The sequence below is a fragment of the Azovibrio sp. genome (assembly GCF_049658005.1).
In the GTDB taxonomy this organism is placed as follows: domain Bacteria; phylum Pseudomonadota; class Gammaproteobacteria; order Burkholderiales; family Rhodocyclaceae; genus Azovibrio.
The window spans coordinates 1-20,120 of sequence record NZ_JBASOH010000122.1 but is presented as its reverse complement, the minus strand read 5'-3'; the positions used below and the strand labels follow the sequence as shown (position 1 = coordinate 20,120).

The following is a 20,120-nucleotide window of genomic DNA, read 5'->3' as shown; positions in this document are numbered from 1 at the left end:
CTGCGCCTGCCTGGCTCCTGCGGGGGCGTGGTGGCTCGGCTCTTGCGGTGGCGTGGCGGCGGCTTGCCTAGCGCAGCGCATCCTCGTCTGTTTCTGCGCCGCCGAGCGCATCGAGCCAGTTTCCGGGCGGACCGGGCTCTTGCCGGCGGCGCTGTCCGGGGTGATCCGGAATGATTCCGGCATGAGACGGGTATGAGGCGGGCATGAGACGGGTATGGGTCGTGGCGTGCTGTGCCAGGGCGCGCCGCAATTTTTCAACAACTCCCTGAAAATGAAAAGTTCGGCCTGCAAGCGCTATCTGGCTGATAAGAAAAGAGAACTGCTCAATGCCCCTTTCTGCCATCAAGCTCGCCATCATTGGCCTCGGTTACGTGGGCCTGCCGCTTGCCGTTGAGTTCGCCAAACAGCGCAAGGTCGTCGGCTTCGACATCAATCCGGCGCGTATCGACGCCCTGCGCGCCGGCCACGACGCGACGCTCGAAGTTCCGGACGAAGCCCTGCGCCAGGCCGGCGGCCTGAGCTATAGTGCCAATCCGCAAGACCTTGCGGCCTGCAACGTCTTCATCGTCACCGTTCCGACCCCGATCGACGCGTATAAACGGCCAGATCTGACTCCGCTGCTCAAGGCCTCCGAAACCATCGGCAAGGTGCTCAAAAAGGGGGATATCGTCATTTACGAGTCCACCGTCTATCCCGGCGCGACCGAGGAAGACTGTGTGCCGGTGCTGGAAAAACACTCCGGCCTCAAGTTCAATGCCGACTTTTTCGCGGGCTACAGCCCCGAGCGGATCAACCCGGGCGACAAGGAGCATCGTGTCGCCACCATCAAGAAAGTGACTTCCGGCTCCACTCCCGAGGTTGCCGAACTGGTCGACCAGCTCTATCGCCAGATCATCGTTGCCGGTACGCACAAGGCCGAAAGCATCAGGGTGGCCGAAGCCGCCAAGGTCATCGAGAACACCCAGCGTGACGTGAACATCGCGCTCATCAACGAACTGGCGATCATTTTCAACCGCATGGGTATCGACACCGAGTCCGTGCTCGAGGCCGCGGGCAGCAAGTGGAATTTCCTGCCCTTTCGCCCGGGACTGGTGGGGGGGCACTGTATCGGCGTCGATCCCTACTACCTCACTCACAAGGCGCAGGCCATTGGCTATCACCCTGAAATCATCCTGGCAGGCCGCCGGCTCAATGATGGCATGGGCGCCTACGTGGTCGCGCAATTGATCAAGGCCATGCTCAAGCGCCGCATCGTCGTTGAAGGCGCACGGGTACTGGTGATGGGCCTCACGTTCAAGGAAAACTGCCCGGACCTGCGCAATACTCGCGTCGTCGACATCGTCAAGGAGTTGGCCGATTACAACATCAGTGCCGATGTGTTTGACCCCTGGGTGGATGGGCACGAAGCCCGGCGCGAATACGGCATCACGCCGATCGACACCCCCCAGCCCGGCACCTACGACGCCATCATCCTGGCGGTTGCTCACCAACAGTTCAAAGCCATGGAGCCAGGGCAGGTCCGCGCGCTCGGCAAGGTGGCTCATGTACTGTATGACCTCAAATATGTCCTGCCGCGCGATGCGGCCGACCTGCGCCTGTAACATCATGACAACTTACGAAACACTGCGGCGCACCCTGGAGGTCGCGCCCCGAATCTGGCTCGTTACCGGTGTGGCGGGTTTCATCGGCTCGAACCTGCTTGAAACCTTGCTCAAGCTCGATCAACGCGTCATTGGCCTCGATAACTTCGCCACGGGTTACCCGCACAACCTCGATGAGGTCCAGTCCCTCGTCAGCGCGGAGCAATGGGACAACTTTCGTTTCATCGAAGGCGATATCCGCAATCTCGACGACTGTCGCCGCGCCGCTGAAGGCGTGGACTACGTGCTGCATCAAGCCGCGCTGGGTTCGGTGCCGCGCAGTCTGGATGACCCGCTTGCCACCAATGCCAGCAATATCGATGGTTTTCTGAACATGCTGGTTGCGGCGCGCGATGCCGGGGTGAAGAGTTTCGTCTATGCCGCCAGCAGTTCCACCTATGGGGATCATCCCGGCCTGCCCAAGGTCGAGGACATGATCGGCAAGCCGCTGTCGCCCTATGCGGTCACCAAGTACGTCAATGAGCTTTACGCCGAGGTGTTTGCCCGCTGCTACGGTTTCACGACCATTGGCCTGCGTTACTTCAATGTTTTTGGCAGACGGCAGGACCCGGAAGGCGCCTACGCCGCCGTCATTCCCCGATGGATTGCCGCGATGATCGATGGCGATGACGTCATCATCAACGGTGACGGAGAAACCAGCCGCGACTTCTGTTTCGTGGATAACGTGGTGCAGGTCAATCTGCTGGCCGCAGCCAGCACCGACGAGGCGGCGCGAAACCAGGTCTATAACGTCGCCGTAGGGGATCGCACCAGCCTCAATCAACTCTTTGAAGCGCTGCGCGGCGCCCTTGCCGCCAATGCCGTGCGCTACGAAAAACCCCCGGTGTATCACGACTTCCGGGCCGGTGATGTGCGGCACTCACAGGCCGACATCACCAAGGCGAAGCGTCTGCTCGGCTTTGTCCCCAGTCACACTATCGAGGCAGGGCTCAAGGCGGTAATGCCGTGGTACGTCAAAAGGCGAGCGGCAACTCGGGGCTCTAGGCGTTGAGCGCGCTGGTTCACCCGCGCACCGGGCCTGTGATTTTATTGCGGCCTAACGTGCCTGAATTTCATGCGGGCGCCAAAGATGCTGGATCGGGATTCACCGACGGGCAAAATGAACAGTTCAGGACGTTTTCCCGGCCATGAATTACCTTACATTGGCGGCTGCCGCAGTTTTCTTTCTGCTGCACTTGGTCAGCGAAACCATCGCCTCTTTCATCAAATACAATTTTTCCAGCCTGGGCCGGCACATGCTCGGCATCAGCCTTTCAAACATATTCGCCATTGCATCGAGAGGTTTTGTGGCGCTTTATGGCATCAGTATTGCGGTCGTCATCGAGAAGAGTTTTGCGGACATCCAGATTTACGGCTATGTGTTTTCTTTTGTCCTGATTCTCGGAGCCGGCTTTTCTCTCCTGCTCGCCAACTTGAAGCTCAGTAAGGCTGCGTTTGAGGATTTGATTCAGGGGAAATTGCCGCTCCATCAGCGCTTTCGAACCGCTTTTTCTGCGAATGACACCACATGCCTGATTCCTGTCCGTGGTGTCGCAGCACTGATGCTTGGAACACAGTTCATCGCAGTGGTCATTGCATACGGATTATGCTTTTACCTGCCGCAAAACCGCCTTCTCATCATCTCTTTTGTGCCGCTCGTGAGCATGATGGGCACGCTGGTGACGATACTCTGGGTTGAGCCGAGGCTTGCAAGCATGATCGATGCGGATAATGTGACGGGTTATTCTGCCGCAAGGGAGTTTTTACGGGCTCGTGCGCTTTCTTTTTCTTTCTGCGCAGCCCTGTTGCTGATGATGCCGTGGCTCATGTCAGGATCGGGATCGTGATTTCGCTGCGCATGAAAAAGGGTTTGATCTGTTTGAGGCGCTCCGGCTCATGAGCGGCCTTGCCGACCCGGAAATCCCTATGCAAATCGGTTTTGCAAGAGGCGATCATGTGCGGTTTTAGTGGTTTTCTGCAAGGACAAACGGCTGCGGCGGCCTTGACTGACGCGATCGAGCGGATGAATGACCGGATCTCGCATCGTGGCCCTGATGATTCTGGCGTCTGGTTCGATGCCGCTCTGGGCCTGGCGCTCGGACATCGCCGTTTATCCGTTCTTGATCTTTCGCCGGCGGGGCATCAGCCGATGTGTTCGGCGTGTGGGCGTTTTGTCCTTGTCTTTAACGGTGAGATATACAACCATCTTCTGCTGCGCCAGCAACTGGCCGTCCAGGGGGCGGCGCCGAAATGGCGTGGGCATGCGGATACGGAAACCTTGCTGGCCGGTTTCGTGGCCTGGGGGATCGAGAAAACGCTGCAGGCGACAGTGGGCATGTTCGCCATGGCCTTGTGGGATCGCCAGGATAAGCGACTGACGCTGGCCCGCGACCGCATGGGCGAGAAGCCTCTGTATTACGGCTGGCAAGGCAATACCCTGCTGTTTGGCTCCGAACTCAAGGCGCTCAAGGCACATCCGGATTTTCGGGGCGAGGTGGACCGGGACTCGCTCACGCTGCTGTTCAGGCACAACTGCATCCCTGCGCCTTTGAGTATCTATCGGGGCATCTCCAAGCTGATGCCAGGGCATTTTCTGAGCCTGCCGGTGACGGCTGCAGGCGAGGCGAGGTCCGTCGCGCCTCAGCCCTATTGGCGTCTGAACGATGCGGTCGAGCAGGGCATCGGGCATCCCTTCCCGGGCAGCGAGGAGGAGGCGACAGGGCTCCTGGAGGGCCAGCTGTCGGCCAGCATCGCCGGCCAGATGCTGGCCGACGTGCCTCTGGGGGCGTTCTTGAGTGGCGGCGTTGATAGCAGCACCATCGTAGCCTTGATGCAGGCGCAAAGTCACCGGCCGGTGCGAACCTTCACCATCGGTTTCGATGAATCGGGGTACAACGAGGCGGCCTATGCCAAGGCAGTGGCCAGGCATTTGGGAACCGAGCACACCGAGTTGCATGTGCGCCCCGTGGACGCGTTGAATCTGATTCCCCGGCTGCCCGCGATTTATTGCGAGCCGTTCAGTGACAGTTCCCAGATTCCTGCCTTCCTGGTCAGTCAGTTGGCGCGACGGCATGTAACGGTTGCGCTCAGTGGCGACGGCGGAGACGAGTTGTTCGGGGGGTATAACCGCTATCTGTCCGCCCGCAAGGTATGGGGCAGGATGCAGTCTTTGCCGCGCAGTGTGCGCCGTGCTGCCGCCGGCTTGCTTCACGCCTTTTCGCCAGCGGCCTGGGACCGGTTTTTCGCGTGGGTCCAGCCGCTTTTGCCCAGGCGTTTACATCTGGCGACACCCGGCGACAAGGTCTGCAAACTGGCGGATGTGCTGGCGTTGTCGGATGGCCATGCGTTTTTCCGGCAGCTCACCAGCCACTGGCAAGACCCGGCAAATCTCGTGATTGGCGCGCGTGAGCCGCGAACATTGTTGACCGACCCCAAGGCCTGGCCGAAGACCGATTGCTTCGAGCACTGGATGATGGCGCTGGATGCGCAGACTTACATGGCCGATGACATCCTGGTCAAGGTGGATCGGGCCGCCATGGCGAACAGCCTGGAGACGCGCGTGCCGATGCTGGATCATCGCGTCGTCGAGTTGGCCTGGCGGATGCCGATAGATTTGAAGATACGCAGCGGTCAGGGAAAATGGCTCCTGCGCCAGGTTTTGTACCGTCATGTGCCGCCGGCGTTGATCGAGCGCCCGAAGATGGGGTTTGGAATTCCCCTGGAGACCTGGTTACGTGGGCCTTTGCGTGATTGGGCTGACGATTTGCTGGCGCAGGGGAAATTGAAGGAACAGGGCTTTCTGAGGCCGGAACCGGTGCGTCGTATCTGGACCGAGCATCTCAGCGGGCGACGCAACTGGCAGCATCACTTGTGGGATGTATTGATGTTCCAGGCCTGGCTGCAGGAAGAAAGTCAGTGAAATTTCTATTGATTGCGGGTTTCCCCGACTCTTTGCTCCAGTTCCGGGGGGCGCTGATGGAGGCCTTGCGCGCCAAGGGCCAGCAGGTGCATGTGGCGGCGCCCGATCTGCCCCCGCTGGCCCCGATACGGCGGGATCTGGAGGCCCGCGGCATCCAGGTGCACGATATTCCATTGCGCCGCACCGGCACCAATCCGCTGGCGGATCTTCGCCTGGTACTGGAGCTGGCGCGATTGATGCGGCAGATTCGTCCGCAGCGCGTGCTGGCTTACACCGTCAAACCGGTGGTTTACGGCACGCTCGCGGCATGGATGATGCGGGTCCCGCAGCGATTTGCGCTCATCACTGGCCTGGGCTATGCCTTCCAGGGCGGGGGCGAACGGGGGCTGCTGCGCGCGCTGGTGCAAAGTCTTTACCGGCTGGCTTTGCGCTGTGCAAACAAGACTTTCTTTCAGAATCCGGATGATGAAGAGCTGTTCCGCCGGCAAGGCCTGCTGCCGCCCGGGTGCCCGTCTTGCGTGATCAATGGCTCGGGCGTGGATCTGGCGGCATATGCCCGGGCGCCTTTGCCAGCCGGCGCCCGTTTTCTGCTGGTCGCGCGGCTGTTGGGGGACAAGGGTGTACGCGAATATGTCGAGGCTGCGCGCCGGATTCGTGCCCGTCATCCGCAGGCGGTATTTGGCCTGGTCGGCTGGATCGACGAAAATCCGGATGCCATCGATGCACAAGAGCTGGAAGCCTGGGTGAAGGAGGGGGTCATCGTGTTTCACGGGCGCTTGGCGGATGTCCGCCCTGTCATCGCGGACAGCAACGTCTATGTATTGCCGAGCTACCGTGAGGGCACGCCGCGCACCGTGCTGGAGGCCATGGCGATGGGCCGGGCCGTCATCACCACGGATGCGCCGGGTTGCCGCGAGACGGTCATCGAGGCGGACAATGGTTTTCTCGTACCGGTGAAGTCGGTTGATGCCCTGGAAGCAGCGATGCAGCGCTTCATCGATGCGCCAGCGCTGATCGCGAGGATGGGGCTGCGCTCACGCACCCTGGCAGAGGAAAAATACGACGTGATGAAAGTCAATGCAGTCATGCTGGACGAAATGGGCTTGTGATGACAAAGAGAGTTTTCGACTTCTGGGCGGCCGCTCTGGGATTGCTGCTGCTTGCTCCGCTCATTGCCGTCGTTGCCTGGCAAATCCGTAAAAAACTCGGCTCTCCCGTGCTCTTTTGCCAGACCCGTCCTGGCCTGCACGGCAAGCCCTTCCAGATGATCAAGTTCCGCAGCATGCGTGTTGCGTCAGGGCCCGACGGCCAGCCATTGCCGGATTTTGAGCGCCTGACCCCCTTTGGCAGTTTCCTGCGTTCGTCCAGTCTGGATGAGTTGCCCGAACTCTGGAACGTACTCAAGGGGGACATGAGCCTGGTGGGGCCGCGGCCGCTGCTGATGGAATACCTGCCGCTGTATTCGCCCGAGCAGGCGCGCCGCCATGAGGTGCGGCCGGGGGTGACCGGCTGGGCGCAGATCAATGGCCGCAACGCATTGAGCTGGGACGAGAAGTTCCAGTTCGATGTGTGGTATGTGGACCACCAATCGTTCTGGCTGGACTTGAAAATCCTGTTGCTGACGGTGAAAAAGGTGTGGGTGCGTGAGGCCATCAGCGCGGCGGGGGAGGCCACGATGCCGCGTTTTACCGGTTCGCCAAGGGAGGATGGAAAGTGAGCGATGTCCTGTATGCCGTCTACGGCGCGAGTGGATGCGGTCGCGGCATCATGCCGCTGGCGCGCGAGCAGTTGAGTCGGCAAGGGGGGGCGCTTGACGATCTGGTGTTCATCGATGATGGCGAGATTCGCCGCGTCGTTAACGGGCAGCGCGTCCTGTCATATGCTGATTTTGTCGCCGTGCCTGCAACGGAACGCCGCGTGGTGCTGGCGATTGCCGATAGCGTGGTGCGCGAACGTCTTGCCGCGCGCTGTGCGGCGGACGGGGTTCTACCGTGGGCGGTGGCAGCGGCCAACGTGGTGGTGATGGATGATGTGCGGCTGGGAGAAGGTGCGGTGTTGAGCCCCTTCGTGACGCTCACCGCCAACATCCGGATTGGCCGGCACTTCCATGCCAACCTTTATAGCTATGTTGAACACGACTGCGTGATCGGCGATTTCGTGACTTTTGCGCCAGGTGTCCGGTGCAACGGCAATGTGGTGATTGAAGACCTCGCTTACATCGGGGCTGGCGCGTTGATCAAACAGGGTAAGCCCGGCCAGCCTCTGGTGATCGGACGTGGGGCGGTGGTGGGCATGGGGGCGGTGGTGACGAAGAGCGTGCCAGCGGGAGCGACGGTAGTGGGCAACCCGGCACGGATTCTGAAAAAGGAATGATCGATGCTGGACACACCCTTTAGCCCCTGGCCCTCCTTCACGCAGGAAGAGGCCGACGCAGTACGCGACGTGTTGCTGTCGAACAAGGTGAATTACTGGACCGGAACCCAGTGCCGCGAGTTCGAGAAGGAGTTCGCCGCCTGGGTGGGAACCCCTCATGCGGTTGCGCTCGCCAACGGCACCCTGGCGCTGGATGTGGCGCTGCGGGCGCTGGGGATCGGCCCGGGTGATGAAGTGGTGGTGACGCCGCGCACCTTCATTGCCAGCGTGTCCTGTGTCGTCAATGCCGGGGCGATACCGGTGTTTGCTGACGTGGAACCGGATAGTGGCAACCTCTCGGCGGCCACCATCGCGCGTGTGCTGACGCCGCGCACCAGGGCCATCATCTGCGTACACCTGGCCGGCTGGCCGTGCGACATGGACCCGATCATGGAACTGGCCACCCGGCACGGGCTGAAAGTGATCGAGGATTGCGCCCAGGCGCACGGGGCGCGCTACAAAGGGCGCAGCGTCGGCTCGATCGGGGATGTCGGGGCGTGGTCGTTCTGCCAGGACAAGATCATGAGCACCGGTGGCGAAGGCGGCATGGTGACGACCCACGACGAGTCGCTGTGGCGCAGCATGTGGTCGCTCAAGGATCACGGCAAGAGCTACGCGGCGGTGTACGAGCGTGAGCATCCGCCGGGTTTCCGCTGGCTGCATGAGCGCTTCGGCAGCAACGGGCGGATGATGGAAATGCAGGCCGTCATCGGCCGCATGCAGTTGCAGCGCATGCCGGCATGGCATGCCGAACGTCGGCACAATGCCGCGCGGATCTGGGCCTGTGCTGCGGCATTACCCGGGCTGCGGGTGCCGGATCTCCCCCCTGATGCCGACCATGCCGCCTACAAGTGTTATGTCTATGTCCAGCCGGGCCGCCTCCAGCCCGGCTGGAGCCGCGACCGCATCTTGCAGACGATCAATGCTGCCGGCGTACCGTGTTACTCCGGATCGTGCTCCGAAGTCTATCTTGAGAAGGCTTTCGAGGGATCGGCATGGCGTCCGGCGGTGCGCCTGTCCGTTGCCCGGGCGCTTGGCGAAACGAGCCTGATGTTCCTGGTGCATCCCGGCCTGAAGGCGCGTGAACTCGAAATGACCTGCACCGTGCTCGAACAGACGATGAGCCGCGCCGTAACATGAAGGAGAACAGCAATGCCCGCATTGAACCGCGCTAGTCGCACGCGACTGGTTTTCCTGTTTGATCTCTTTGCCGTCGTCATTGCCTGGGTGGGTGGGTTTCTGCTCCGTTTCAATTTCTCCTGGCCCCCCAACTATACGAGCAAGATTTTGCTGGTCTTGGCAGTGCTCATGACAGGGCATGCGATTGCCTGCCGCTGGGCGGGTCTTTATCGTGGCATGTGGGTGTTTGCCAGCTTGCTGGATCTGAAGCGGGTGCTGAAGGCCGTCGGGGTGTCGTCGCTGGTGCTCGTGCTGCTGTTTGCCCTGGACCGGACACCGGGGGGAGAACTGCCGCGCTCGATGCTGGTGCTTTACCCCTTGATCCTGACCATCGTCATGGGGGGCGGACGCGCCGTCTGGCGTATGTGGCGCGAGCACCGCATGTTTGGCGACCTGCTGGCCGCAGGCAAGCCCGTGGTGGTAGTCGGCGCCGGTAGCGGCGGCGCCATGTTGGTCCGGGAACTGGAGCGCAGCCCGGATTGGCGGGTGGTGGCCCTGGTCGATGACAACCCCGACAAGTGGGGACTGGAGTTATTCGGCCATCCCATCGTCGGTGCGATCAAGTCCTTGTCGCAGGTGTTGCAGGACTACAAGGCGCAGCATGTGATCCTGGCCATGCCCTCGGCCGCGGGTGAAGCGCTGAAACAGGCGGCCGATATTGCGGTACGCGCCGGTGCTCATGTGTTTACCGTGCCGGGTATCGAGGATCTGATGAGCGGCAAGGTGGCGATCAACGCCATGCGCCCGGTCGACATTGAAGATCTGCTCGGGCGCGAGGCGGTGCAGATCGATTCTTCGCATGTCAAGGCGATGATTGTCGGCAAGACCGTGCTGATTACCGGCGCTGGAGGTTCGATCGGCAGCGAACTGTGTCGCCAGCTGGTGCGTTTTGCCCCGGCGCAACTGCTCTTGCTGGATGCCAGCGAGTTTGCGCTTTACAACATCGAGCAATGGTTTCGCGTCCATATGCCGGAGACGCAGGTCGAGCTGCTGGCTGGCGATGTGAAGGACGTCGTGCGGCTGGAGGAAATTTTCTCGGCATGGAAGCCGCAACTCGTCTTTCATGCCGCAGCCTACAAGCATGTGCCGTTGATGGAAGTGGGCAACGCCTGGCAGGCGGTACGCAACAATGTGCTGGGCACACTGCGGCTGGCGCAGCAGGCGCAGCGCCACGGCGCCGAGCGTTTTGTGCTGATCTCCACCGACAAGGCGGTCAATCCTACCAGTGTCATGGGCGCGACCAAGCGGCTGGCCGAGATGGTCTGCGAGGCGCTGCATCGTTCGGGCAAAGGCGGGACGCAGATGGAGATGGTGCGCTTTGGCAACGTGCTGGGCAGCACTGGCAGCGTGATTCCCAAGTTTGCCGAACAGATCGCGCGCGGCGGGCCGGTGACGGTGACCCACCCGGAGATCAAGCGCTACTTCATGTCCATCCCCGAGGCGGCGCAGCTCGTACTGCAGGCCGCGGCCATGGGGCAGGGCGGAGAGGTTTTTGTGCTCGACATGGGCGATGCGGTGAAGATCGTCGACCTGGCGCGCAACATGATCCGGCTGTCGGGCTATGGCGAAGATGAGATCCGCATCGAATTCTCGGGGCTGCGCCCTGGCGAGAAGCTGTATGAAGAATTGCTGGCCGATGCCGAGCAGACACGGGAGACGCCGCATCCCAAGCTGCGCATTGCCCGTTCACGCCCCGTGCCGGAGAATTTCCTGGATGAACTGGAGCCCTGGCTGGCGCAGCCGGGGCCGGTGAGCGATGCGGCGGTGCGGGAGGGTTTGAAGCGCTGGGTGCCGGAGTATGAGCCGGCACGGCATCAAGCCTGCCTTGAGCGCTGCCTTTGATCGGCTCTCGAGCCGGGATGGCAGGCAACAAAAACCCCAGGTGGCGAGCCCGGGGGTGGAGCCGTCGTGTTCAGAACGGGATGTCGTCGTCGCCGAAATCGTCGAAGGACTGCGGCTTCTTTTGATTCGAAGCCGGGGCGTAATCGGCGGGAGGAGGCGCAGTGCGGCTGCCACTGCCACCGCCACCACTACCGCCGCCACCACCACTACTGCCGCCACCACCACTACTGCCGCCACCGCCGCCACCGCCACGATTGCCACCCATGTCGCCGGCGGCGTTGCCGGGTTCGCCCAGGCCCTGGCGGCCGCCGAGCATCTTCATTTCATCGGCGCGAATTTCGGTAGTGTAGCGTTCCACCCCTTCCTTGTCGGTCCACTTGCGGGTGCGCAGGCTGCCTTCCACATAGACCTGGGAGCCCTTCTTCAGGTATTGGGCGGCGATCTCGGCCAGGCGGCCATAAAACTGCACCCGGTGCCACTCGGTCGCTTCCTTCTTCTCGCCCGTGGCCTTGTCCTTCCAGGTTTCCGTGGTGGCCACGGCGATATTGCACATGGCGTCGCCGCTGGCGCTGTAACGTATTTCCGGGTCCCTGCCCAGGTTGCCGATGATGATGACTTTGTTGACCGAAGCCATGGAGAACTCCCCCCTTTGATTGAGATGATTGGATGCTAAACGGCTGCGTTGCGGCGGTGCGCTGCGGCTGTGCGCTGTGGCACCCGCAGCATGCGGGCCAGTCCCAGCCAGACCAGGGCCAGGAGGCCGCAGGCGGCGAACACGGCGCCGCCGCCGAAATGCTTGGCGAGCAGGCCGCCGGCCGTACCGCCCACAAATAGCCCGACGGCCTGGAGCGTATTGTAGAGCCCGAGGGCCTTGCCCTTGGCGTGCGGTGGGGCGATGCGGGAAATCAGCGAAGGCTGGGTGGCTTCAAGAATGTTGAAGGCCACGAAGAACAGGGTCAGCCACAGGCTGATCGACCACAGGCTCTGGCTGGCGAAGTAAAAGCCCACCTGAACCAGCAGCAGCAGGGCGATGGCGCCGGTAAATACCGGTTTCATCATGCCTTTCTTCTCGGCCGCGATCACGGCGGGCACCATCACCATGAAGGAGAGCAGCACGGCGGGCAGATACACCTTCCAGTGCTCGGCCATGGGCAGGCCGCCATATTGGATCAGGGCCGAGGGGACCAGCACCCAGAGGGCGGTCTGGGTCAGGTGCAGGGCGAAGACGCCGAAATTGAGAAGGGCCAGCTGGGGTTCCAGCAGCACAAAGAGCAGGGAGACGGGCGGGCCGGGAATCGGGGGCGGGGCGGCGGGCACCACTTTCAGCAGTACGACGATGGCGGCCAGGGCCAGGATGCCGGTGAGCCAGAAAATGCCGCTCATGCCGATGGCGGCATAGAGCAGGGGCGCGGCCACCAGGGAACCGGCAAAGACCAGGCCGATGGAAGAACCGATCATGGCCATCACCTTGGTGCGGTGCTGTTCCCGGGTCAGGTCGGCGGCCAGGGCGGTGACGGCGGCGGAAATGGCGCCGGCACCCTGAATCACCCGGCCGATGATGATCCAGTGGATATCCGGCGCCAGGGCGGCGACAGCGCTGCCGAGGGCAAACAGCAGCAGGCCGGCGACGATGATGGGTTTGCGGCCCCAGCGATCCGAGGCGGAACCCCAGGCGATCTGCAGGCAGGCCTGGGTCAGGCCGTAGGCGCCCAGGGCCAGGCCCACCAGGGTCAGGTCGTCGCCGCCGGGGAAATCCCGGGCAAAGACGGCAAAGACGGGCAGGACCAGAAACAGCCCCAGCATGCGCAGGCCGAAAATGGCGGCCAGGCTCATGCCGGTACGGCGTTCTTCCGGGCTCAGGCGATCAGTGATGGAATCGGTCATCGGGGCTTTTGAATGGAAAACCCGGGCTCCGATACGAAAGCGCGGGAAAGGTTTTGGTGCATCGCAGTGAAGCGCTTATATTAACAGGTTTGCGTTTCACCTCCGGCAACACCCCACTCGAGAATCCTCATGGAAGCCATCCGAATTCGCGGCGCCCGTACCCATAATCTGAAAAACATCAGTCTGGATTTGCCCCGGGATCAACTGATCGTGATCACCGGCCTGTCCGGTTCCGGCAAGTCTTCCCTGGCCTTTGACACCCTCTATGCCGAGGGGCAGCGCCGCTATGTGGAATCCCTCTCCGCCTACGCCCGGCAGTTCCTGCAACGGATGGACAAGCCGGATGTGGACCTGATCGAGGGCTTGTCTCCGGCGATCTCCATCGAACAGAAGGCCACCAGCCACAACCCCCGCTCCACCGTGGGCACGGTCACCGAAATCCACGACTACCTGCGTCTGCTCTATGCCCGGGCCGGCACCCCCTACTGCCCCGAGCACGACCAGCCCCTGGAGGCCCAGACCGTGTCCCAGATGGTGGATCATGTGCTGGCCCTGCCGGAAGACACCCGGCTGATGATCCTGGCCCCCGTGGTCGCCAACCGCAAGGGCGAACAGCAGGAACTGTTTGCCGAGCTGCGCGCCCAGGGCTTCGTGCGCCTCAGGATCGACGGCACGGTATACGAAATGGACGAGTTGCCCAGGCTCGCCAAGAGCCAGAAGCACACGGTGGATGTGGTGGTGGACCGGATCAAGGTGCGCGACGACATGCGCCAGCGCCTGGCCGAATCCTTCGAGACCGCCCTGCGCCACGCCGACGGCCGCGCCATCGCCCTGGAAATGGATAGCGGCAAGGAACACCTGTTCTCCGCCAGGTTTGCCTGCCCGATCTGCTCCTATTCCCTGCAGGAGCTGGAGCCCCGGCTGTTTTCCTTCAACAATCCCATGGGCGCCTGTCCCAAGTGCGACGGGCTGGGGGTGATCCAGTTCTTCGACCCGAAGCGGGTGGTGAGCCAGCCCCATCTCTCTTTGGCTGCCGGCGCCATCAAGGGCTGGGACAAGAAGAGTCCGTTCTACTTCCAGATGCTCCAGTCCCTGGGGAGCCACTACGGCTTTGATCTGGACACGCCGTTCGCGGACCTCGGCGACGAAAGCCGCCATGCCATCCTCTATGGTTCCGGGCGGGAAGCCATTTCCTTCCAGTACCTCAACGAGCGCGGCAAGCGGGTGGACAAGGCGCATCCCTTCGAAGGCATCCTTCCCAACCTGGAGCGGCGCTACAAGGAAACCGATTCCCAGGCGGTGCGGGAAGAGCTCTCCCGGTACATCAGCAACCAGACCTGCCCCAGTTGCGCTGGCACCCGGCTGCGCAAGGAAGCGCGCCATGTGCAGGTCGGCGGCAAGACCCTGTATGCCGTCAGCCGTCTGCCCCTGAAGGCCGCCCGGGACTTTTTCGATACCCTGCAGCTCAGCGGCCAGAAGGCCCAGGTGGCCGGGAAAATCCTCAAGGAAATCACCTCCCGCCTGCAATTCCTGATCAACGTCGGCCTCGATTACCTGTGTCTGGAACGCTCGGCGGATACCCTCTCCGGCGGCGAGGCCCAGCGCATCCGCCTGGCTTCCCAGATCGGCTCCGGCCTGACCGGAGTGATGTATGTGCTGGACGAACCCTCGATCGGCCTGCACCAGCGCGACAACGACCGGCTGCTGCAGACCCTGCGCAACCTGCGCGACATGGGCAATACGGTGATCGTCGTCGAACATGACGAAGACGCGATCCGCATGGCCGACCATGTGGTGGATATCGGCCCCGGTGCCGGGATCCATGGGGGCAACATCGTCGCCCAGGGCAGCCCGGCCGAAGTGGCGGCCAACCCGGATTCCCTCACCGGCGCCTATCTCTCGGGCCGGAAGCAGATTGCCGTGCCGGCCCAGCGCCGCCACCCCGACCCGGACAAGACCTTGAAAGTCATCGGTGCCCGGGGCAACAACCTCAAGAACGTGGACCTGGAACTGCCGGTGGGGCTGCTCACCTGCGTCACCGGGGTCTCCGGCTCGGGCAAATCCACCCTCATCAACGACACCCTGTATGCGGCGGCGGCCAAGGCCATCTATGGTTCCACCACCGAGCCGGCCGAACATGATGACATCATAGGCCTCGACCATTTCGACAAGGTCATCAACGTGGACCAGTCGCCCATCGGCCGCACGCCCCGCTCCAACCCGGCCACCTACACCGGCCTCTTGACCCCGATCCGCGATCTGTTCTCCCAGGTGCCCGAATCCCGGGCCCGGGGCTACGGCCCCGGCCGCTTCAGCTTCAACGTCAAGGGCGGCCGCTGCGAAGCCTGCCAGGGGGACGGCATGATCAAGGTGGAAATGCACTTTCTGCCCGACATCTACGTGCCCTGCGACGTCTGCCACGGCAAGCGCTACAACCGGGAAACCCTGGAGATCCATTACAAGGGCAAGAACATCCACGACATCCTGGGCATGACGGTGGAACAGGCCCGGGCATTCTTCGATGCCGTGCCGGTCGTGGCCAGGAAGCTGCAGACCCTGATGGATGTGGGCCTTTCCTACATCACGCTGGGCCAGAGCGCCACCACCCTCTCCGGCGGCGAAGCCCAGCGGGTGAAGCTGGCCCTGGAACTTTCGAAACGGGACACCGGCCGCACCCTGTATTTTCTTGATGAACCGACCACCGGCCTGCATTTTGCCGACATCGAAATGCTGCTGACGGTGCTGCACCGGCTCACCGCGCACGGCAACACCGTGGTGGTGATCGAGCACAATCTGGACGTGATCAAGACCGCCGACTGGCTGGTGGACCTGGGCCCCGAAGGGGGCGGCGGCGGCGGCCGCATCCTGGCTACCGGCACGCCGGAAACCCTCGCAGCCACGGCAAAAAGCCATACGGGCCGCTTCCTCAAACCTTTACTGGAAAGAAAATGAGCACTCCACAACCCCCTTCCGCCGCTCCGTTCAAAGGCAAGAAAGGCCTGCAGCGGCTGGTGAACGCCCTGGGCTATTCAAAGAAGGGCCTCTGTGCCGCCTGGCATCACGAAGCCGCCTTCCGGGAAGAGGCGCTGCTCGCCATGGTCAGCATTCCCCTGGGGCTGTGGCTCGGTCAGACCGGCGTGGAGCGGGCCCTGCTGGCCGGCAGCATCCTGTTGGTCATGATCGTGGAGCTGCTCAACTCCGCCGTCGAGGCGGTAGTGGACAAGGCCTCGCCGGAAGTGCACGAACTGGCCGGCCGCGCCAAGGATCAGGGCAGCGCCGCCGTGCTGTTTTCCCTGCTGTTCATGGCCATGGTGTGGGTTTGCGTGCTGTGGCGCTAAGCGGGGCCTGCCGGGGGTGCGGGAGGTCCGGCGAAGTGTCACGGAATGTCCCGGAGTACCCCGGAATGCCCCGGAGTGTCCCGGAGTCCCCTTGATGCGGGCGCCGGATATCCCCGTTTTCAGCGCATCTCGAACGCCTCCTGATGCAGGCATACCTGATCCAGGCCTTGGGTCCTGAGGCCTTGCTTCAGGCTGCGGGCGAAGCCTGCCGGGCCGCAGAACCAGATATCGCTGCCGGCCAGGCCGGGTTCCAGTTGTGCCAGCCGTGCCACGGTCAGGGGGCCTTCCCGGGGGGTGTCGTGGATGTGCAGGCGCACTCCGGGCAGGTCGGCGCACAGCCTCTGGAGTTGGGGGACAAACGGGTCGTTGCGGCTGTCGCGGCAGCAATAATGCAGGCTCACGGCGGTGCCCGGGGCGTGGTGCAGGGCTTCGAGGCCGGCCAGGAAGGGGGTGACGCCGACCCCGCCGGCGATCCAGACCTGGGGTTTTTCGCCCTGGAAATCGAAGCAGCCGTAGGGGCCTTCCACCGTGACGTGCTGCCCGACCTTGAGGCGGCTGGCCAGGTCGCGGGTGTAATCGCCCAGGGCCTTGATGGCAAAGCAGAGGCTGCCATCTTCGCGCGGGGCGCTGGCGATGGTGAAGGGGTGGCTGCCTTCCCGGTCGTGCAGGGTGAGGAAGGCGAACTGGCCGGGGCGGTGGCCGGGCCAGCGCGGCTCGATGCGGCAGGTGAGGCGGGTGAGGCCCGGCGCCGGTTCTTCCACCTGCAGGATTTCGCCTCGATACTGGCGGCGCTTGCCGATCCGCCCGAGGAGGGAAAGCACGGCGCCCCAGCTGCCGGCGGCGACCAGGAGGGCGAGGGCCCAGCCCACGGGTTGCTGCCACCAGGTGAGCGGCGCCAGCATGAGGCCGTGCAAGGCGCCCATCAGATAGAGCACCGGCATGGCCCGGTGCAGCACCCGCCAGGGCTTGAAGGGAAAGCGTTTGAGCAAGGTGAGGGCGATCAGGATGAGGAGCGGATAGAGGGCCCATTCGCCCATTTCCTTGCCCAGATCCAGCAGGGATTCATATAGTTCCGAGCCGTGTTCCCGGCTCACCTTGCCGCCTGCGCCGATCAGGCCCTTGATGAGGCCGCCGGCTTCGTCGGCCCCCCAGTGGATCAGCACGGCGATGCCGGCGAGGATGCCGGCCCACTTATGGGTTTGATAGATCCGGTCCATGCCGCCCAGGGGCTTTTCCAGCCAGACCGGGCGGGTGGCGAGCACCATGATCAAGGACATCAGCCCCACGGCGAGCAGGCCCGAGAGCTTGAGCAGCTCGGCGCGGAACACCCAGAGCGGGGCGGCACCGGCGGGCAGGCCGGCGCCGTAGCGCAGGTTGGCGCCCCAGGCCAGGACCAGGAGGGTGATGAAAGCGCCCAGGAGGGCGGTGGGGGTCAGCTTTTTCATGATCGGCTCCTTCAATCTTCTTCGAAATAGCCCCGCTCCGCATCCTGGTGACAGGCGGCGCAGTTGGCCTTGGTGCCGACTTCCTTCCTGGCCCAGTCGGACTTGGGGACTTCACGGTGTTCCTTCACCCATTTCGGCAAGGTGGTAATGCGCTGCGGGGCATCGCCGGCTGCCACGCCGCGCAGCAGCTTGCGGCCATAGGCGCTACCGCCGGTGTCGCCGGCGTGGTCGACGAGATAGCGGGTGATGGCCGCCGTGGTTTGCGGGTCGAGGCTGGCGTTGTCGCCGAAATGCGGGTCGAGATTGGCCATCATCTTCTTCCAGGAGGCGGCCGGGAGCATGGCCGCCGGGTAGGCCAGGTGGCAGCTGCCGCATTCGGCCAGGGTCGTCTTGTCCTGGACCGGGGGAAAATAATGCTCGCCGCCGGCCTGGGCGCGGCTGTAGAGGGCGGCGGAAATGCCCAGGGCGGCAAGGCCCAGGAGCAGGGGACGGATGACAGGGCGGGGCATGGGAGTCTCCTTCGGAGTTTCGCTTCAGCGAGATAGCATGTAGGCGAGCCAGTCACCCTTTTCCTGGGGGGTACAAGCCCGCCCCAGGACTTCGTCGCAATTGCGCTTGAACCACTTTTCCACCTTGGCCGGGTCGGTGTAGCGCTCCGGGCTGGCGGAGGCGGCCATGGGGGCGATGGGCTTGCCGGTGCGGGTGCGCCCGGCCTGGCGCGGGTCGCTGGCATGGCAACGGGTGCAAGAAGGGGTGTCGGGCTTGCCCCCTCCGGCCTGGCGCTGGTGCAGGGCTTCACCGCGGGCGGCAGAGAAGGCGTCGGGGCCGGCCAGTCCGGCTTCCCGGGCATAGCCGGCCAGCAGGGTTGCGCGGGGGTCGGCCTGGGCGGGCAGGGCAATCAGGCTGGCCAGACTGAAAACGGCAATTGTGAAGGGCAAGGCGTTCATGGTTTCATCCTGTTTCTAGGGCAATGGCGCCACTTTGCGCTGGCCCGGCTGAACCTTTCCTGAATCCGCCGTTCAGTTTCTGTTCAGGCGGGGTGGCTTAGCGTAGCGCTGATCAAACCGGAACCATGCGGGCCGGCATGACGCATCGTTGTTCAATGGAATGTCCTGCGGCAGGCTCGGGCGGCCACAATCCGCGCTGCCTCGAAGGCTTGGAGGGCATGGGGCACGACAACAGGAGAACTGTTCATGAACCGATATCTGGGTGCTTCAAGTCGCCGGCTGGCCTTGCTGCTCCTCCTCGCGGGTCCGGTTGTGGCCCCGGCCTGGGCTGATCAGGCCGATCACGAGCAGGCCCGCAAGGCGCTGGCGGCAGGAGAGGTCATGCCTTTGCGCCAGATCCTGGAGCGGGTGGAAAAGGATTATCCCGGCCAGGTGCTGGAGGTGGAGCTGGAACGGGAACTCGGTAACTGGGTGTATGAAATCAAGCTGCTGCGCCAGGATGGCGCGGTCACCAAGCTGGATCTGGACGCTCGTGATGGCAGACTGATCCGGCAAAAAAACCGCCCGGTGCAAACGGAAGGACGGCCCTGATGCGGATCTTGCTGGTGGAAGACGATCCCCTCCTGGCGGCCCAGGTCGGCGCGGCACTGGCAGAGGCCGGGCATGTGGTGGAACAGGCGGACAACGGCCGGGATGCCCTCTATCTGGGCGAGGAAACGCCATTCGATGCCGTGGTGCTCGATCTCGGTCTGCCCGGCATCGACGGCCTCACCGTGCTGGGCCGCTGGCGGGCTGGCGGGCGGACCATGCCGGTGCTGATCCTCACCGCCCGCGACAACTGGCACGAGAAAGTGGCCGGCATCGACGCCGGGGCCGATGATTACCTGACCAAACCTTTTCACATGGAGGAATTGCTGGCCCGGCTGCGCGCCCTGATTCGTCGTGCCCACGGCCATGCCAGCGACGCAATCGCCTGCGGCCCCCTGCTGCTGGACAGCCGTGCCCAGCGGATCAGTCTCGCGGGCCGGACCCTGGCGCTCACCAGCCACGAATACCGCTTGCTGGCCTACCTGATGCATCACCCCGGCCAGGTGTTGTCGCGCCAGGAACTGACCGAGCATCTCTATGCCCAGGATTTTGAGCGCGATTCCAACACCATCGAGGTTTTCATCGCCCGGCTGCGCAAGAAGTTGCCGGCGGAACTGATTGAAACCGTGCGCGGCCTAGGCTATCGCCTGGTGGGGCCGCCGTGATCCGTCCCTTTCGTCCGGGCACCCTGGGCCGGCGCCTGCTGCTGGGCACGCTGGCCTGGGTGCTGGCGACCCTGGTGGCAACCGGGCTGATCCTGACCGACCTGTTTCAGGACCATGTGGCGCGTCAGGCCCGGGCCGAATTGCGGGTGCACCTGAACCAGCTCACCGGCCACCTCGAACTCGACGCCGATGGCCAGCCCCAGGTGCGCCGGGAACTGAGCGACCCGCGCCTGAAACAGCCTTATTCCGGCCTCTACTGGC

At 63.3% G+C, this 20,120-nt stretch carries 19 protein-coding genes and 1 pseudogene; 14 read left to right on the top strand and 6 right to left on the bottom strand.

Annotated elements, in window-relative coordinates; genetic code table 11:
- Positions 1-67: 67 nt before the first annotated feature.
- Positions 68-343: a hypothetical protein gene (locus WBH99_RS11630; protein WP_424220261.1), complete on the bottom strand. Its 276-nt coding sequence runs from the start codon at positions 341-343 to the stop codon at positions 68-70.
- On the opposite strand from WBH99_RS11630, the gene tviB reads away from it, so the two are divergent.
- From tviB to WBH99_RS11585, 9 genes are all read left to right on the top strand, one after another.
- Positions 327-1,601, top strand: coding sequence for a Vi polysaccharide biosynthesis UDP-N-acetylglucosamine C-6 dehydrogenase TviB (gene tviB, locus WBH99_RS11625; RefSeq protein ID WP_424220260.1), 1,275 nt, complete (start codon positions 327-329; stop codon positions 1,599-1,601). The two genes, WBH99_RS11630 and tviB, sit on opposite strands and share 17 nt — an antisense overlap.
- Positions 1,602-1,605: 4 nt before the next feature.
- The gene (locus WBH99_RS11620; RefSeq protein ID WP_424220259.1) at positions 1,606-2,652 is read left to right on the top strand and encodes an NAD-dependent epimerase/dehydratase family protein; all 1,047 of its coding nucleotides are present in this window, start codon (positions 1,606-1,608) and stop codon (positions 2,650-2,652) included.
- Between the two features lie 136 nt (positions 2,653-2,788).
- Positions 2,789-3,487, top strand: coding sequence for a hypothetical protein (locus tag WBH99_RS11615; protein WP_424220258.1), 699 nt, complete (start codon positions 2,789-2,791; stop codon positions 3,485-3,487).
- Between the two features lie 107 nt (positions 3,488-3,594).
- On the top strand, positions 3,595-5,559 hold the full coding sequence (gene asnB / locus WBH99_RS11610) for an asparagine synthase (glutamine-hydrolyzing) (protein WP_424220257.1): 1,965 nt from the start codon (positions 3,595-3,597) through the stop codon (positions 5,557-5,559).
- A gap of 56 nt (positions 5,560-5,615) precedes the next feature.
- The gene (locus tag WBH99_RS11605; protein ID WP_424220256.1) at positions 5,616-6,668 is read left to right on the top strand and encodes a glycosyltransferase family 4 protein; all 1,053 of its coding nucleotides are present in this window, start codon (positions 5,616-5,618) and stop codon (positions 6,666-6,668) included.
- Positions 6,668-7,276, top strand: a complete 609-nt coding sequence (locus WBH99_RS11600; protein ID WP_424220255.1) for a sugar transferase — start codon at positions 6,668-6,670, stop codon at positions 7,274-7,276. Before WBH99_RS11605 ends, WBH99_RS11600 begins: the two co-directional genes overlap by 1 nt.
- Positions 7,273-7,932, top strand: a complete 660-nt coding sequence (locus tag WBH99_RS11595) for a NeuD/PglB/VioB family sugar acetyltransferase (RefSeq protein WP_424220254.1) — start codon at positions 7,273-7,275, stop codon at positions 7,930-7,932. The genes WBH99_RS11600 and WBH99_RS11595 overlap by 4 nt, the downstream gene beginning before the upstream one ends.
- Before the next feature lie 3 nt (positions 7,933-7,935).
- Positions 7,936-9,111 (top strand): DegT/DnrJ/EryC1/StrS family aminotransferase, encoded by a 1,176-nt coding sequence (locus tag WBH99_RS11590; RefSeq protein ID WP_424220253.1) that lies wholly within the window; start codon positions 7,936-7,938, stop codon positions 9,109-9,111.
- 12 nt (positions 9,112-9,123) lie between these two features.
- Positions 9,124-10,992, top strand: a complete 1,869-nt coding sequence (locus WBH99_RS11585; RefSeq protein ID WP_424220252.1) for a polysaccharide biosynthesis protein — start codon at positions 9,124-9,126, stop codon at positions 10,990-10,992.
- Positions 10,993-11,062: 70 nt separating this feature from the next.
- Here WBH99_RS11585 and ssb read toward each other — a convergent pair whose 3' ends face one another.
- Positions 11,063-11,626: a single-stranded DNA-binding protein gene (gene ssb / locus WBH99_RS11580; RefSeq protein ID WP_424220251.1), complete on the bottom strand. Its 564-nt coding sequence runs from the start codon at positions 11,624-11,626 to the stop codon at positions 11,063-11,065.
- Between the two features lie 35 nt (positions 11,627-11,661).
- Positions 11,662-12,876, bottom strand: a complete 1,215-nt coding sequence (locus WBH99_RS11575) for an MFS transporter (RefSeq protein WP_424220250.1) — start codon at positions 12,874-12,876, stop codon at positions 11,662-11,664.
- 129 nt (positions 12,877-13,005) lie between these two features.
- Between WBH99_RS11575 and uvrA the strand changes: the two genes are divergently transcribed.
- On the top strand, positions 13,006-15,828 hold the full coding sequence (gene uvrA / locus WBH99_RS11570; RefSeq protein WP_424220249.1) for an excinuclease ABC subunit UvrA: 2,823 nt from the start codon (positions 13,006-13,008) through the stop codon (positions 15,826-15,828).
- Positions 15,825-16,214, top strand: coding sequence for a diacylglycerol kinase (locus WBH99_RS11565; protein WP_424220248.1), 390 nt, complete (start codon positions 15,825-15,827; stop codon positions 16,212-16,214). Before uvrA ends, WBH99_RS11565 begins: the two co-directional genes overlap by 4 nt.
- A gap of 119 nt (positions 16,215-16,333) precedes the next feature.
- Here the strand turns inward: WBH99_RS11565 and WBH99_RS11560 are convergent, their stop codons facing one another.
- From WBH99_RS11560 to WBH99_RS11550, 3 genes are read right to left on the bottom strand one after another with little or no spacing between them, the layout of a single operon-like run.
- Positions 16,334-17,659 carry a ferredoxin reductase family protein gene (locus WBH99_RS11560; protein ID WP_424220247.1) on the bottom strand — a complete coding sequence of 442 codons (1,326 nt, stop codon included), beginning with the start codon at positions 17,657-17,659 and terminating at the stop codon, positions 16,334-16,336.
- An 11-nt stretch (positions 17,660-17,670) separates the two neighbouring features.
- Positions 17,671-18,168, bottom strand: coding sequence for a diheme cytochrome c (locus WBH99_RS11555; RefSeq protein WP_424220246.1), 498 nt, complete (start codon positions 18,166-18,168; stop codon positions 17,671-17,673).
- Between the two features lie 24 nt (positions 18,169-18,192).
- Positions 18,193-18,606 carry a DUF1924 domain-containing protein gene (locus WBH99_RS11550; RefSeq protein ID WP_424220245.1) on the bottom strand — a complete coding sequence of 138 codons (414 nt, stop codon included), beginning with the start codon at positions 18,604-18,606 and terminating at the stop codon, positions 18,193-18,195.
- Between the two features lie 246 nt (positions 18,607-18,852).
- Between WBH99_RS11550 and WBH99_RS11545 the strand changes: the two genes are divergently transcribed.
- The 3 genes and pseudogenes from WBH99_RS11545 to WBH99_RS11535 all read left to right on the top strand — a co-directional run.
- A complete protein-coding gene (locus WBH99_RS11545; RefSeq protein WP_424220244.1) occupies positions 18,853-19,197 on the top strand; it encodes a PepSY domain-containing protein in 345 nt (114 codons plus the stop codon).
- Positions 19,197-19,859, top strand: a complete 663-nt coding sequence (locus WBH99_RS11540; protein ID WP_424220243.1) for a response regulator transcription factor — start codon at positions 19,197-19,199, stop codon at positions 19,857-19,859. The genes WBH99_RS11545 and WBH99_RS11540 overlap by 1 nt, the downstream gene beginning before the upstream one ends.
- Positions 19,856-20,120, top strand: a pseudogene (locus WBH99_RS11535) (ATP-binding protein); the annotation flags it as partial. The gene WBH99_RS11540 and the pseudogene WBH99_RS11535, both read left to right, overlap by 4 nt.